10 protein-coding genes are annotated in these 14,075 nt (G+C 74.6%); 3 read left to right on the plus strand and 7 right to left on the minus strand.

The annotated features are described in order from the left end of the window. Window positions 1–783 (minus strand): ATP-dependent DNA ligase (locus AB0K09_RS19685; RefSeq protein ID WP_366066655.1); only part of this gene is annotated, 783 nt, incomplete at its 3' end. A gap of 277 nt (window positions 784–1,060) precedes the next feature. On the opposite strand from AB0K09_RS19685, the gene AB0K09_RS19690 reads away from it, so the two are divergent. The 3 genes from AB0K09_RS19690 to AB0K09_RS19700 are packed head-to-tail and all read left to right on the plus strand — an operon-like array spanning window position 1,061 to window position 5,510. Continuing rightward, window positions 1,061–1,405, plus strand: a complete 345-nt coding sequence (locus AB0K09_RS19690) for a hypothetical protein (RefSeq protein ID WP_366066656.1) — start codon at window positions 1,061–1,063, stop codon at window positions 1,403–1,405. A 4-nt stretch (window positions 1,406–1,409) separates the two neighbouring features. Then, complete coding sequence (locus AB0K09_RS19695; protein WP_366066657.1) at window positions 1,410–4,043, plus strand: VWA domain-containing protein; 2,634 nt, start codon at window positions 1,410–1,412, stop codon at window positions 4,041–4,043. 15 nt (window positions 4,044–4,058) lie between these two features. Beyond that, a complete protein-coding gene (locus AB0K09_RS19700; protein WP_366066658.1) occupies window positions 4,059–5,510 on the plus strand; it encodes an extracellular solute-binding protein in 1,452 nt (483 codons plus the stop codon). Between the two features lie 3 nt (window positions 5,511–5,513). Here the strand turns inward: AB0K09_RS19700 and AB0K09_RS19705 are convergent, their stop codons facing one another. The 6 genes from AB0K09_RS19705 to AB0K09_RS19730 form a co-directional block, all read right to left on the minus strand. Continuing rightward, a complete protein-coding gene (locus AB0K09_RS19705; protein ID WP_366066659.1) occupies window positions 5,514–6,668 on the minus strand; it encodes a substrate-binding domain-containing protein in 1,155 nt (384 codons plus the stop codon). Window positions 6,669–6,686: 18 nt separating this feature from the next. After that, window positions 6,687–7,664, minus strand: coding sequence for an ABC transporter permease (locus AB0K09_RS19710; RefSeq protein WP_366066660.1), 978 nt, complete (start codon window positions 7,662–7,664; stop codon window positions 6,687–6,689). Beyond that, complete coding sequence (locus tag AB0K09_RS19715; RefSeq protein ID WP_366066661.1) at window positions 7,661–9,202, minus strand: sugar ABC transporter ATP-binding protein; 1,542 nt, start codon at window positions 9,200–9,202, stop codon at window positions 7,661–7,663. The genes AB0K09_RS19710 and AB0K09_RS19715 overlap by 4 nt, the downstream gene beginning before the upstream one ends. A gap of 105 nt (window positions 9,203–9,307) precedes the next feature. Then, entirely contained in the window at window positions 9,308–12,136 is a 2,829-nt protein-coding gene (locus tag AB0K09_RS19720; RefSeq protein ID WP_366066662.1) for a SpoIIE family protein phosphatase, read from the minus strand. Between the two features lie 118 nt (window positions 12,137–12,254). Next, window positions 12,255–13,199, minus strand: a complete 945-nt coding sequence (locus tag AB0K09_RS19725; protein ID WP_366066663.1) for a cyclase family protein — start codon at window positions 13,197–13,199, stop codon at window positions 12,255–12,257. Further along, window positions 13,196–13,903, minus strand: coding sequence for a GDSL-type esterase/lipase family protein (locus AB0K09_RS19730; protein ID WP_366066664.1), 708 nt, complete (start codon window positions 13,901–13,903; stop codon window positions 13,196–13,198). The genes AB0K09_RS19725 and AB0K09_RS19730 overlap by 4 nt, the downstream gene beginning before the upstream one ends. Window positions 13,904–14,075: the final 172 nt, after the last annotated feature.

Genomic DNA, 14,075 nt, shown 5'->3' on the forward strand with positions numbered 1-14,075 from the left:
GTGCCGGAGTTCGGCGAGGGCCGCCCGTTCGCGGTCGGTCCAGCCGGTGCCGACGGCGCCGGCGTACCGCAGGCCCTCCTCGCTCCGGATGCCCACGAGGACGGCGCCGGGCAGCCCGGCGAGCCGGCCGCGGCCGGGGAGCCAGCCGCCGATGACGACGTCGGCGGTCACGACGTTGCGGATCTTCACCCAGGCCCGGGAGCGGACGCCGGGCGCGTAGCGGGAGTCGAGTCGCTTGCAGAGCAGCCCCTCCAGGCCCTGCTCGCGCGTGGCGGCGAGGGCGCTCGCGCCGTGGCCGACGATGGCGGCCGGGGTCGACCAGGAGGGGCCGCGCAGCCCGAGTTCCTCCAGGGCCACGCGCCGTTCCCGGTACGGCCGGTCGATCAGCTTCCCTCCGCGCAGGTACATGACGTCGAAGAGCATGAGGTGGGCGGGGACCTCGCCGGCCATGCGGGCCGCCCTGGCCGGGGCGCCGGCCAGGCCCATGCGCTGCTGCAACCGCTCGAAGTCGCTGTGGCCGCGCTCGTCGAGGGCGACGATCTCGCCGTCGAGGATCGCCGGTACGTCGCCGAGGTCGGCGGCGAGGCCGTGCAGTTCGGGGTAGGCGGCGGTGATGTCCTCGCCGGACCGGGCGCGCAGCCGGACCGTGCCGTCCCCGGGCAGGTAGGCGACGCACCGCTGGCCGTCCAGCTTCGTCTCGTACGCCCAGCGGTCGTCCTCGCGCGGGCCGGGGAGCGGGCCGGGGGTGGCGAGCATGGGGGCGATCAGCGGGAGGTCGGGCATGGCAGCAGTGTGGCCACGGCCGGTTCCGCGCGGACGACCGTGCGCGCGGAACCGCGTGATCTCCCCCGAACGGAGGTCGCTCAGCAGCTGCCGGTGCACTCCGCCCTTGGGCCCACCGCTCCCGGTCCGCCCCCAAGCGGCGCGGCAGGACGGGCTGTAGCGCTGACCTCAACCGCAGGGTGACGGGCGAGTGGGAGGAGCCCGCCTGCCGTTCCGCGGAAGAACACGCTCTCGGGCCCCTCCTGGAAGGCGACGCTCCGTGGCACCATGTCGGGCTATGGCACAGGGAGAGGACGGCTTACGGCGCGACGTGCGCATCTCCGCGCCCGGCCAGGTCCAGGAGAGGGACGTCAAGTCCCTGGAGGCCTGGCTCAGGGGCGAACCGGAGTTGCAGGGCCGCGTGCAGGTGAAGCGGGGGGCCCGGCGTACGGAGGCCGGTGTCCCCATGGGCCCTCAGCTGGACATCGTGCTCCATCTGGTGGACTGGGCCGGTTCCGCGGCCGCCGCCGAGCTCATGAGGCGAGTGGCCGGGTCCATCAAGGAGTGGCGGACGAGCCGGCGCGCCCTCGGGGATCCGGATCCTCCCGACTTCCGGGCAGAGCTGGACGACGAGCGGGCGTAGCGCCATGGCCGGACCGGAGCGGAACCGGACCGCCGGGCGCGCCCTGCTCGTCGGCGTGGCGCACTACACCAGCAAACGACCGCTGACGTACGCCGAGGGCCTGGGAGACATCGCGGCCGTACGGCACAACCTGGACGGGCTGCGGACGGCGCTGTGCGCGGGAGGGCTCTTCGACGAGGACGGTGTGGAGTCGCTCTCCTCGCCGGGGGTCGAGCAGTTCGAGAACCGTCTGGGGTACGCGCGGGACCATGCGGACGAGCTGCTCCTGGTCTATTTCGCCGGCCACGGCATCGTCGACACGCGCACGGGCGGACACGGCCGTCTCCTGCTGGGGCTCCGCGACGCGGAGGTGGAGAGCGGGCCCGGCTTCCCGGGGTGGATCCGCTGGGAGGACGTGCTCAACCGGCTGTGTTCCGGCGAGAACAGGCCCCGGCACACCGTGGTCGTCCTCGACTGCTGCTACGCGGGCAACGCCTCGAGCGCGTGGGAGGAGCTCGACGAGCAGGACCAGAAGCGCGTGTCCCTGCTGCTGTCGGTGCAGAAGAACCAGCGGATCGACGCCGGGGACGACGCGACACCGACCCCGTACACGGCCCAGCTGATACGGCACCTGGGACAGGGCGCCCACGCGTCCGGCGGGGCCGTGACCCTCGGCGGCCTGCACCAGCGTCTCTCGGACGGCCTGCGCCGCCACAGGACGGTGGGCGGCAGGGAGTGGAGCCCCCAGGCGTGCCGGAAGGACGCCGCGGACCAGGAGGTCCTGGCCCGTCCGGCGCGCCCCGCCCGGCCCGGCGGCGGGACTCCTCCCGGAGAGGCGAACGGCGAGGACGGCTCGAACGGCGGGGACGGGAACGGCCGGGCGAACGGCGGGTCCGGCCACCGCCCCGTCCGGCTGATCACCGCGGCGCTGCTGGCGGTGGCGATCGCGCTCACCGGCATCCTCTGGTGGGCCTTGTCCGGGGACTCGCGCGGCGAGGGTCCCGCGGCCTCGTGCGCGGACCATCCGCCGCTCGAACTGCGGGTGCTCACCGACCCGGATCTGGAGCCGGTCGTCCGCAGGGCGGCGGACGGCTTCGTCGCGTCCGGCGGGAACACCGACGCGGACCGTTGCCGCCGCACCGGCATCACCGTCTACAGCGCCGGTTCCGCCGAGGCCGTGGAGGCGTTCCGTACCCAGTACGGCGAGTGGGCCCACGGGGGCCGGTCCGGGTTCAACCCGGTGGGCACGGTGGGGCCGCAGCCGGACGTGTGGATACCGGCGTCCTCGGCCGGCGCGCGCCGGGCGCGGGACGAGGGGGGCAACCAGTCGTCGGTGCTCAGCCTGGACTTCGACGACGAACGGCCGCTGGCCTACGCGCCCATGGTCCTGTTGCTGCCCGAACAGCTCGCGGAGCCCCAGGGCCTGCGCGTGGACCGCGGACTCACCGACCTGCTGGGCGCGATGAAGGCGAAGGGCGCGCAGGCCGAGGTCCGGCGGGCCGACCCGCGGTACACCGACGCGGGGCTCGCCGCGGCCCGGGGCCTGTACCGGACGGACGCCCCGCGCAACGTCGAGCTGGGGCAGCGGCGCCAGGGACGGCCGGCGCCGACGGGCAGGGACCTCGTGTGCGGACTGGCCGGGGGTGATTCCGCCGAGGACCGGGCGGTGGACCGGCGCACCGCGGTCCTGGTGGCGGAGCCCACCCTCGGCCAGTACCAGCGCTGTGTCGGGGAGACCGGGGTGACACGGGTGGCGGAGTACCCGAACGACGTGCCCGGGCTCGCCCCGGTGTTCGTCCACGTCCGCTGGAACGACGCCCGCCGGGACGAAGGGGAGCGCGACCAGGCCGTTCAGCGGTTCCGGGACTGGCTGGCGTCGGAGGACGGCCGGAAGGTGTTCCGAGCCGAGACGTTCCGTGACGCGCCACAGGCCGCTCTTCCCTCTCCGTCGCCCGGCCTGCTGATGAGCTCCGGCCCGGCGCCCCGCCCCCTGTCCGCGGACGAGGCCGCGGCCACGCTGGAGCAGTACCGGCAGGCCAACGCCGCGAGCCGGGTCCGCTTCCTGCTGGACTCCTCCGGGTCCATGAGCCGGTGGTGGGACGGGGCGAACAACGCGCGGGAGATCCTCAAGCAGTCCTTCGGCCGTTTCGGCCCCGGTGACATGTTCGGCGTGTGGGGCGTCGCCTCCCAGGGCTCCGACCCGCCGTACCGCGAACTGCTCGCCTTCGGCACCCACGGCTCGGGGGCGAAGTCCGCCGACAGGAGTGAGCAGGACAAGGCCGCCGAGGCGGCGAAGAAGATCGACGGTGCCGTGCCGGAACTGTCCATGGAGGCCGATGTCGACGGCGCGCTGCGGGCGGCTTTGAACGGGATGCCCGGCGGGGACGAGGACGACGGCCACCCCCAGCTCGTCGTCCTCCTCACCGACGACGAGGACAACGACCGTATGAGCGCGGCCCGGCAGGACGACCTGGTGCGGTTCACGGGCAGCCGGAAGGTGCCCGTGGTGATGGTCTCGTTCGACTCGGGCGGCTGTCTGAAGGGCCGGTTCGACCTGCGTGTGGCCGAAGCGAGCGGCGGCACGTGTCTCGACGCCCGGAGCGACCTGGCGGGGAATCTCGGCACCGAGATCTCCCGGGTCGCTCAGGGGCACCAGTAGCACGACGGGGGCAGCATGAAACGCTCGGGAATCGTCCGGTGGCTCGTCTGGTGTGCTGCCCTGGTGCTGGGGGCGACCGCCTGCTCCGGGGCCGGGGAGCAGGGCGGGCATGCCACGGCGGCGCCGGTGCGACCGGTGACCGGGACGCAGCTGCTGATGGCCACCGGTCTGGACGTCACCGGTCAGAACGGGGTCCGCAAACGTCTGCTCGACGCGTGGAACGAGCTCCAGGAGAAGGAGAACTCGCCCTACCGCGCGAGCGCCGTCATCCTGCCCGGATCCGCCGACCGGCAACGGAGCCAGCTGCTCGCGGCGCTGCAGTCGGGCAGTGCCGGCTACGACGTCGTGAACCTCGACGTCACCTGGGTCGCGGAGTTCGCCGCGGCCGGCCTCGTCCGGGAACTGCCGAAGGACTACGCCGACGACGGCGACGTCCTCGCCGAGGTGGCGGCCACCGCCCGCTGGAAGGGGAAGGTCTACGCCGCGCCCTTCAACAGCGACGTCGGTCTGCTGTACTACCGCCGCGACTACCTGGTCGGCGGCGCGGGAATCGACGAGAAGAAGCTCGGCACGCTCACGAGCGGGCACACGACGTGGAACGACGTGGCCCCGCTGATGGACGCGGTGGACGCGTGGGCCCGTGCCGACAAGTCCGACAGGTCGAAGGACTACCGGAGCGCCTGGACGAGTCAGCTCAGCCCCTATGAGGGGCTCACCGTCAACGGCACGGAGGCGTTCGCCTCGGCGGGGGTCCGGCTGACCGACGAGGACGGCGACTACTCGGCCACCCGGAAGGAACTGGAGAAGGGCGTGGCGGAGTTCCGGCGGCGCACCGAGAGCGCGCACACGCTGGAGGGTGCCTTCGGCTCGGACGAGGCCGGCAGCCTGAAGGACTTCGCGGAGGGCCGGACCGCCTTCCTCCGTCACTGGCCGTACGCGTACCGGACGCTGCACGCCGCCCTGGGGGGTGACCGGCTCGGCGTCGCGCCCCTCCCCGGCGCGGCCGTACTGGGCGGTCAGAACCTCGCGGTGTCGTCCAACCCCGCCATGCCCACGGAACGGGTGCGCAAGGCCCAGGAGCTCGTCAGGTTTCTCACCGACAGGACGAGCGAGCGCTGTCTGCTCGACGCCGGCTTCGCGGCGACCCGCAAGTCCGCCTACACGGACCCGGGCCTGTCGTGCGACGAACGCCGCGCGGCCCCCGGCGCGGCCCCGTCGTCGGAGGGAGGCGGCGGTGACATGCCGCGCGACGCGTTCCGGCGTCCCCTGTACGCCCGGAGCACCCTCCTGCCGGCCCTCGAAGCGGCGGCCCTGCGGCCGCGCACTCCGCTCTACGGCGCGTTCACCCACGCGTTCACCACGGAGCTGAGCAGGCTCCACTCGCGGTCGGCGTCCCCGTCGGCGTCCGACGAGGACGTGGCGAAGGAGCTCGACGCGGCCCTCCGCAGGGTCCTGCCGTCGGGCTGAGGGTCACCCCCTGCCCCAGATCCCGAGGTACGCCGCCCGGTAGCCGCGCGGGTCCCAGGCCGTGGCTCCGCCGCTGTTGGCCGCCGTGGTGATGTGGACGGGGGTGACGTATCCGCTGGGGGGCGCGCCGGAGAAGGCGCGGTTGAACTCGTCGACGATCTGCCAGCCCTGTTCGGTGAGCGCCTCGGGGACCGTGGCGGTCTGGAACTGGCGGCTGTTGATGCGCTGGAAGGCGGAGGGGTCGCCGTCGCCCGCGCCGATGTTGAAGGGCGCTCCGGCGCCCTTCCGGCGTGCCGCGCGCAGGGCCGGGGCGGCGTCGGCGAAGTAGACGTCGTTGATGGCGACGGAGTGGGTCCACCTGTCGCGGAAGCGGGCGAGGAGGGCGGAGACCGCCTCGGGGGTGCGGCTGCTCGTGTCGGGGAGCGGGATGTTCTCCTCCGCCAGGAGCCGTACGCCGGGGCAGGCGGCGAGCTCCTTCTTGATCAGGTCGGACTTGTGGCGTGCGAAGGGGATCGAGGCGTCGGTGAACAGGACGACTCCGGCGTCGCCGTGGGAGCGCGCGGTGATCCAGTCCGCGCTGATCCGGGCGACGTCCTCCACCCGGGAGGTGACGTTGGTGAAGAGCGGGGGGTTCTCGCTCGGTCCGGGCGAGCCGACCGCGTGCCAGCCGATGAGCGGGATGTGCTCGGCGCCCGCCTTCGCGACCTGCTGGGACGTCACCAGGGGGTCGAAGCCGCCGATGACGATGCCCGCGGGCCGCAGGGCGATGGCCTCGCCGAAGGCCGCCTGGAGGCCGGCGGGGGTGCCCTGGCCGTCGATGACCCGGAGGTGCCAGCCGATGGCCCGCGCGGCGTCCTGGACGCCCTTGGCGGTGCCGGCGACGCCGGGATTGGTCATGGTCTGCGCGACGAAGACGATGTCCTTCCCGGGGACCGCCCGGGGGCCGGTGGTGGGGCCGTTCCAGGCGAAGTCGGTCTTCTCCGCCTGCCGTACGGCCGTTTCGGCGCCCGCCAGGGCGGTGGGACAGCCGGGCGTGGCCGGGCGGGCGGGGAGGGGGGCCGGGCCGGTCGAGGCGCCGCGTTCGCAGCCGGTGACGACGGTGGCCGCGGCGGCCAGGGCGAGGGCGATCGCCGGTGCGGTGCTGCGGTTCGGGGGCACGGGCGCTCCTCCCGGGGGTCAGGGGGCCGTCCGGCGGCGGCGCAGCTGCCGGCGGTGGGCGTAGCCGGCCAGGCCGACGGCGACGAGCAGGGTGCTGCCGTTGAACAGGGGGGTGGCCCAGAACCGGGCGCCGAGCTGGCCGATGCCGGCGAGGCCGATGGCCAGGACGGTCACGGCGACCAGGGTGCCCAGGGCGTTGGGCCGGCCGGGCCGGATCGCGGTGGAGCCGAGCAGGGCGCCGACGAAGGCGGGCAGCAGGTAGTCCATGCCGACGCTGGGGTTGCCGGTCTGCTGCTGCGCGGCGAGCAGGACGCCGGCGATGCCGACGACCAGTCCCGAGCCGGTGAAGGCGAGGACGACGTAGCGCCGGGCGGGGATGCCGACCAGGTCGGCGGTGCGCGGGTTGGAGCCGATGACGTACAGGTACCGGCCGAGCGGCAGCCGTTCGAGGAGCACCCACAGGGCGGCGGTGAGGGTGAGGACGTAGAAGGCGGACACCGGCAGGGCGAGGAAGCGGGAGTCGTAGAGGTCGGTGAAGGCGGGCGGCAGGCCGTGCGGGCCGGGGACGATCCGGGCGCCGTCGGTGATCCAGCCGGTGAAGGCGTACATGATGCTGCCCGTGCCGAGGGTGGCGATAAAGGAGTCGATCTTCGCGAACTCGACGACGACGCCGTTGGCGGCGCCGACGGCCGTGCCGCCGAGGAGCACCACGAGGCAGGCGAGCGGCCAGGGCCAGCCCTCGGTGACGATCAGCCACATCGTCACGACGTGGGCGAGGCCGAGCCCGTAGCCGATGGACAGGTCGAACGCGCCGGTGGCGATGGGGATGGTCGCGCCGAGGGCGAGCAGGGCGGGGATCGACTGGTTGGACAGGACGGCGGAGATGTTGTCCAGGGTGGGGAAGGTGTCGGGCAGGGCGAGGGAGAAGGCCAGGAACAGCGCGGCGGTGAGGGCCAGGAGGCCGTAGGCGCCGACGAGGTGCCCGAGCCGGTTCATCGTGCCGGGCTCCCGGTGACGGCGGACATGGCCGACGCGGCGTGGGCGAGCGCGGTGACGGTGAGGGCGTCGCCGCTCAGCTCCTCCGTCACGGTTCCGCGGACGAACACCAGCGCGCGGTGGCACACGGTGGCGACCTCCTCGAAGTCGGTGGAGATGAGCAGGACGGCGAGTCCCCGGGCCAGTGCGTCGTGGAGCAGGCGGTAGAGCGCCGCCTTGGCGCCCACGTCCACCCCGGCGGTCGGCTCCTCCAGGACGAGCAGGTTCCGGGGCAGCCGGAGCCAGCGGCCGAGCACGACCTTCTGCTGGTTGCCGCCGGAGAGGGTGGCGATCGGCACCTCGCTGTTGCGGGGGTGTACCGCGAACCGTTCGATCAGGTCGCCGGCCTCGGCGCGTTCGCGCCCGGGGCTGATCCAGTGCGGGGCCGCCGGGTCGCCGGCCCGGGGGTTGGCCAGGAAGTTCTCGCGGACCGTCAGTTCCGGGGCGCAGCCCTCGTCCTGGCGGTTGCCGGTGACGAAGCCGACGCCGGCGGCGACGGCGCCGGCGACGCCGCGGGGGTGGTAGGTCCGTCCGCCGAGCTCGGCCCGGCCGGCGAGGATCGGCCGGGAGCCGGCGAGGGCCCGGCCGAGGTCCATGTGCCCGGCGCCGGTGAGGCCCACCATGGCGAGGATCTCGCCGGCCCGCAGCCGCAGGTCGACCGGGCCGGCGTTCTCTGTCCGCAGGCCGTCGAGGGTGAGCACGGGCGGGCCGGCGGCGTCGGGGTCGGCGATGCGGTGGGGCGCCGGTTCGTGGCCCACGATGTCGTGCACCAGCCGGGCGGGGCCGTAGCCGGCGAGGGGGCCGTGGCTGACGACGCGGCCGTCGCGGAGGACGGCGAAGACGTCGGCGACCTTGTGCACCTCGTCGAGCCGGTGGGTGACGAAGACGATGCCGCGGCCCTGGTCGCGCAGGGTGTGCAGGACGCCGAAGAGCCGGTCGCAGTCGGCCGCCGGGAGGCTGGCGGTCGGCTCGTCCAGGACGATGACCTCGGCCCGGGTGCACAGGGCGCGGGCGATGGCCACCAGGGCGCGCTCGGCGCGTGTGAGGTCGGCGACGACGGCGTCCGGGTCGAGGTGCGCGGCGATGATGTCCAGGGCCTCCGCACACTGCCGCCGGGTCCGCCGCCAGGACACCAGGCCCGCGCGGCGCGGGTAGCCCGCGCCCAGGGCGATGTTCTCGGCGACGGTCATCCACGCGACGAGTCCGAGGTCCTGGTGGATGAAGGACATGGCGCGGGAGGCCGCTTCGGTCCCGAGCGGGTGTCCGGCGACGGTGACCTCGCCGGTGTCGGCGCGGTGGACGCCGGCGAGCACCTTGATGAGGGTGGACTTCCCGGCGCCGTTGGGGCCCAGCAGGGCCAGGATCCGGCCGGCGTCGACGTCGAGGTCGACCGCGTCCAGGGCGAGCGTGCCGCCGAACCGCTTGCCGAGGCCGCGTATGCGGACGAGGGTCCGCGGGCCGCGGCCCGGGAGCGGGGTGATGTCGGGAGCGTCGGGCACGGACTTCTCCGGGAGTCGGCTGTCGGACCCACTGACCCTTTCGGGGCCTTCTACCGCGTTTCGGACATGCTACGGCTCGTTCCGTCCCCGGTCCCGGAGGGCCGGTCAGATGGCGGGAATGTCGTCGATGTCGCCGAGACCCGCGCAGGCGGAGATGTCGGGGACGAGTACGGGGTCACCCGTGCCGCCGGGGACCTCCAGGGCGCATTCGGCCCAGATGGCCTTGCCCCCGGGGGTGTAGCGGGTGCCCCAGGCCTGGGAGAGCCGTGCGACGAGGAACAGGCCGCGGCCGCCCTCGTCGGTGATGGCCGCCTGGCGCAGGTGGGGGGCGGTGCTGCTGGTGTCGGAGACCTCGCAGGTGAGATTGCGGTCGTAGAGCAGCCGCACCTGGATCGGGCCGCCGCCGTACCGGATGGCGTTGGTGACCAGCTCGCTGAGCAGCAGTTCGACGGAGAAGCTCACCTCGTCCAGCCCCCAGTCGGCCAGCCGGCGGGTGACGGCGGCGCGCACGGAGGAGACCAGCGCCGGGTCGGCGGGCAGGTCCCAGGTGGCGATGCGGTGCGGGTCGAGGGTGTGGGTGCGGGCGACGAGCAGGGCGATGTCGTCGGCGGGGTGGTCGGGCATGACGTGTTCGGCGACCGCCCGGCAGGTGTCCTCGGGCGGGCGGTTGGGGTGGGCGAGGGCCCGGCGCAGCTGCTCCAGGGCCGTGTCGAAGTCGCGGTCGCGGTCCTCGATGAGCCCGTCGGTGTAGAGGACGAGCTGACTGCCCTCGGGGAGGTGGAACTCGGCGGTCTCGAAGGGCAGCCCGCCCAGTCCCAGCGGCGGGCCGGCCGGCAGGTCGGGGAAGGTGACGGTGCCGTCGGGCCGGACCAGCGCGGGCGGGCAGTGGCCGGCGCGGGCCATGGCGCACTGCTGGGTGGTGGGGTCGTAGATGGCGTACAGGCAGGTGGCGCCGATGATGCCGGTGATGCCGGCGAAGGGGTCGTCGCCGCACTCCTCGCGGTCGAGGCGGCCGACGAGGTTGTCGAGGTGGGTGAGGACCTCGTCCGGGGGCAGGTCGAGTTCGGCGAAGTTGCGGGCGGCGGTGCGCAGCCGGCCCATGGTGGCGGCGGCGTGCAGGCCGTGGCCGACGACGTCGCCGACGACGAGGGCGACGCGGGCGCTGGAGAGGGGGATGACGTCGAACCAGTCGCCGCCGACGCCGGACTCGGCGGGCAGGTAGCGGTGGGCGACCTCGACGGCGTTCTGCTCGGGGAAGCTCTGGGGCAGCAGGCTGCGCTGCAGGGCGAGGACCGTGGCGTGCTCGCGCGTGTACCGGCGCGCGTTGTCGATGCAGATGGCCGCGCGGGTGGCGAGCTCCTGGGCCAGTGAGCGGTCGTCGTCGCCGAAGGGGGCGGGGTCCCGGGAGCGGTAGAAGCTGGCTATGCCCAGGGCGATGCCGCGGGCGAGCAGCGGGACGGCGATGAGGGAGTGGATGTTGTGGGCGAGGAGGCGCTGGGCGTTCCCGCGGTCCTGGGCGATCCAGCCGGCGGCGTTCCGCAGGTCGGGTTCGAGGACGGTCCGCCCGCCGGCCAGGCAGCGGAGCTGGGGGGTGGTCGGCCGGAGGTCGACCGGTTCGCCGGCGGGGTAGAAGGGGCAGTCCTCGCGGATGCCGTGGACGACGACCCGGCGGAGGTCCTTGCCGGGGTCGGCCGGCTCCTCGCCGCGCAGCACCGCCTCGGGCAGGTCGACCGTGACGAAGTCGGCCAGGCGCGGGACGGCCATCTCGGCGAGCTCCGCCGCGGTGCGCTCGACGTCCAGGGTGGTGCCGATGCGGGTGCTGGCCTCGGACAGCAGCTCCAGGCGGCGCCGGGCCGCCACGGCGTAGTGGCCCACTCCGGGTTCACCGACCAGCACCAGCCGGCCGGTCGCCTCGCCGCCCGTGCCGGCCGTACCGGCCGCGGGAGCCCGTCCGGGGGCGGCGGCGCCCATCGCGGCCGCGACGCCGGTTCCCGCCGCGACTGCCACCTCGGCCTCGGCTTCCGCGGTGACCGTGAGGCGCTGGTGCCCCGCGGGCATGACCGCCTCGACCACGACGCCCTCCACGCCGTCGGGGCTGGTCACGGGACGGCTGAGCAGGGTGACCCGCCGGTCGCCGGGCAGCGCCACCTCGACGGCGGCCCGCAGGCCCGCGGAGATCAGCTCGGTGGCCCGCTCCTTGAGGATCAGCTGGTCCCGCCAGTCCAGGCCGCTCGCGGCGAGCTCGCCCAGTTGCCCGTCACCGGCCGGCGCACGGCGCCTGGCCTCGGCGTACGCCCGGAGCAGGGCGCGTTCCCGTACCGAGCTCTGCTCCAGCAGCCGCCGTTCGATGGCGGCGGCGGCCTTGCGGATGACGGTGTCCAGCGCGGCGTCCACATCGGTGTGCGGGTAGCCCAGGCAGAGGACTCCCTCGATGCGCCCGCTGAGCAGGTCCCGGACCGGGATGGCCGAGCAGGCGTTGGTCTGCGAGCGTTCGGCGAAGTGCTCGGCGCCGTAGACGCTGATCTGGTGCCGCTCGGCGAGGGCCAGGCCGATGCCGTTGGTCCCGGCGAACTTCTCGGCGAAGACGAAGCCGGGGACGCTCTGGATCTCGGCCAGCCGCCTGACCATGGAGGCGCTGCCGAACCGTCGCTCCAGCACGGCGCCGCGCGCGTCCGCGAGCGCCACGTTCATGTTCCGGCCCGCGAACCGCGCCTCCAGCCGGTCCAGGACGGGCCGGGCCGCGCGGACGAGGCGCCCGTCGAGGTCGAGGTCGTCGGTGTAGGGAAGCTCGCAGCCGCCCGGTGAGAGGCCCAGCGAGACGCTGCGCTGCCAGGAGCTCAGGATCGGGCCGCGGATGTCCGCCTCGACCGGGGCGCCGCGGAAGAACTGCTCGCGGGCGAGTACGGGGCCGATGTCGGCCGCCACGAGCCCCATCCGGACCACTTCCCTCGTCGGGACTTGCGCCGATGCCCCAATTTTAGAACTTTGCCCTTTTAACGGATGGGGTTGCGGAGGGCTGACGGCCACTACGGTCCGTGACACGGCCGCCGGGTCAGAGCACGGCGACCGGGTTGACGGGGGAGCCCGTCCCGCCGGGGACGTTCAGCGGAGCCACGACGAGCAGGAACGCGTACCGGCCCGCCTCGGCGCAGGCGGCGGAGAGCGCCTCCAGGTCCAGGTTGTCCAGCAGCGGCACGCCCATCGCGGCGACGGCGAGGGCGTGGACCGGTGAGTGCACGCCCTCGACCGGCGAGGGGCGCACATCGCTGTCCCCGTCGCCGCCGAGCAGGGCGATGCCGCGCTCGGCCAGCAGGGGCACGGCGTGCACGTGGAGGCCCGCGCCGGCCGCGTCGGCGTCCCAGGGGCCCTGCTCGCGGCGGCGGCGGAAGCGGCCGACCCGCAGCAGCACGGCGTCCCCCTCGGCGATCTCGACGCCGAGCGCGGTCTCGGCGGCGGCGAGGTCCTCGGCGTGCACGGCCGCTCCGGGTTCCAGCCAGGGCAGACCCCGCACGGCGGGCAGGTCGAGGAGCACACCCCGGGTCACCAGGGCGCCGAGCGCCGCCACTCCCCCGAACGCGGCCCCCGCGGCGCCGACGAGCTCGCGGGCCGCGCCGCCGTCGTACAACCGTCCGCGGTAGGCGACGTGGGACAGCGCGTCCAGGTGGCTGACGCTCTTGCCGTGGTAGTCCGTACCGAGGAAGTCCTTGTGGGTGGCCGGCTCGGGGGGTTCGACGTCACCGAGGTCGGTCATGTGGTGCAGGGCGGGCTTGGCGTTGTCCGGCCCGGGCACGGTGTCCCAGGGCCGTGCCAGCGGGACGACCGTCCCGGACCGCACCAGGCCGGCGGCCCGCCGCACGTGGTCCGGGGTCACCCGGTTCCAGGCGCCGCGCCCGGCGTCGGCCCAGCGGCCCCACGTGCGGACGGCTGCGAAGACCTCGTCGAACTCCCGGCGGGAGACGGCCGGCCCGTTGGGGGCGCCGGCGGGGCGGCCGGTCATCCCGCCGCTCGGCGCTCCGGGCCGGCGGGCCGGTACGGGCCGCCCACGCCCCACGCCTGGTGCATCGCGTTCGCGAAGGCCCCCGCGATCCGGTGCTCGCCCAGCGCGTTGGGGTGGGTGCCGTCGTAGGTGTCCCGGTCCGTCTCCCAGCCCGGCGGAACCGAGGCGAGCAGCAGCTCGGACCCGGGCGCGTCGAGGTCGGCGACGGCCTTGCCGAGGAGTTCGTTGAACCGCTCGATCTGGGCGGCGAAGTCCGGTTCGCCGTGGGCCCGGACGTTGGGGATGACGGGCAGGAACACGGCCCGGACGTGCGGCGCGGCCGCCCGGGCCGCGTCGACGAAGCGGTGGACGTTGCCGGCGGTCTGCTCGGCGTCGGTGTAGAAGCCGAGGTCGATGAGCCCGAGGGAGACCAGCAGGAGGTCGGCCCGGTGGGCGCGCACGGCGTCCTCGACGACCGGCGCCATGTGGAACCAGCCCTCTCCCCACCCGGCGAGGTGCGCGCGGGCGCGCTCGGGGAAGTCGGGTGCGCCGTAGTCGAGCGACACGGGCGCGTCGGCGGCCGGGTCGTACAGCTCCCGGCGGGGCCCGACGATCGCGAACGGCCCGGTGCGGGACCGGCAAAGGTGCTGCCACATGCGGTAGCGCCAGGTGAGGTCACCGGCGCGACCGATCGTCATCGAGTCGCCCACGAACATGATCCGCATCACCCCATCATTCCGCATGCCGCCCCGGGACCGGCGCACCCGCCGCCGGTGGGCCGGGCGGGGGCCGGTGGCCATGTCTTCGGGGTCTTCCGCCGCGGCGGGTGCGCCGGCGGGGCCGCGCGCCGCGAACGCTCGGCGCCTGACGGCCACCCCGGGGCGACGGCGCCGCCTA

Source organism: Streptomyces sp. NPDC049577 (assembly GCF_040675635.1).
Classification (GTDB): domain Bacteria; phylum Actinomycetota; class Actinomycetes; order Streptomycetales; family Streptomycetaceae; genus Streptomyces.

Excerpts from the sequence above, each read along its gene's own strand:
- AB0K09_RS19690 (WP_366066656.1), top strand. The coding sequence starts at position 1,061 with ATGGCACAGGGAGAGGACGGCTTACGGCGCGACGTGCGCATCTCCGCG.
- AB0K09_RS19695 (WP_366066657.1), top strand. The coding sequence starts at position 1,410 with ATGGCCGGACCGGAGCGGAACCGGACCGCCGGGCGCGCCCTGCTCGTC.
- AB0K09_RS19700 (WP_366066658.1), top strand. The coding sequence starts at position 4,059 with ATGAAACGCTCGGGAATCGTCCGGTGGCTCGTCTGGTGTGCTGCCCTG.
- AB0K09_RS19710 (WP_366066660.1), bottom strand. The coding sequence starts at position 7,664 with ATGAACCGGCTCGGGCACCTCGTCGGCGCCTACGGCCTCCTGGCCCTC.
- AB0K09_RS19720 (WP_366066662.1), bottom strand. The coding sequence starts at position 12,136 with ATGGGGCTCGTGGCGGCCGACATCGGCCCCGTACTCGCCCGCGAGCAG.
- AB0K09_RS19725 (WP_366066663.1), bottom strand. The coding sequence starts at position 13,199 with ATGACCGGCCGCCCCGCCGGCGCCCCCAACGGGCCGGCCGTCTCCCGC.
- AB0K09_RS19730 (WP_366066664.1), bottom strand. The coding sequence starts at position 13,903 with ATGCGGATCATGTTCGTGGGCGACTCGATGACGATCGGTCGCGCCGGT.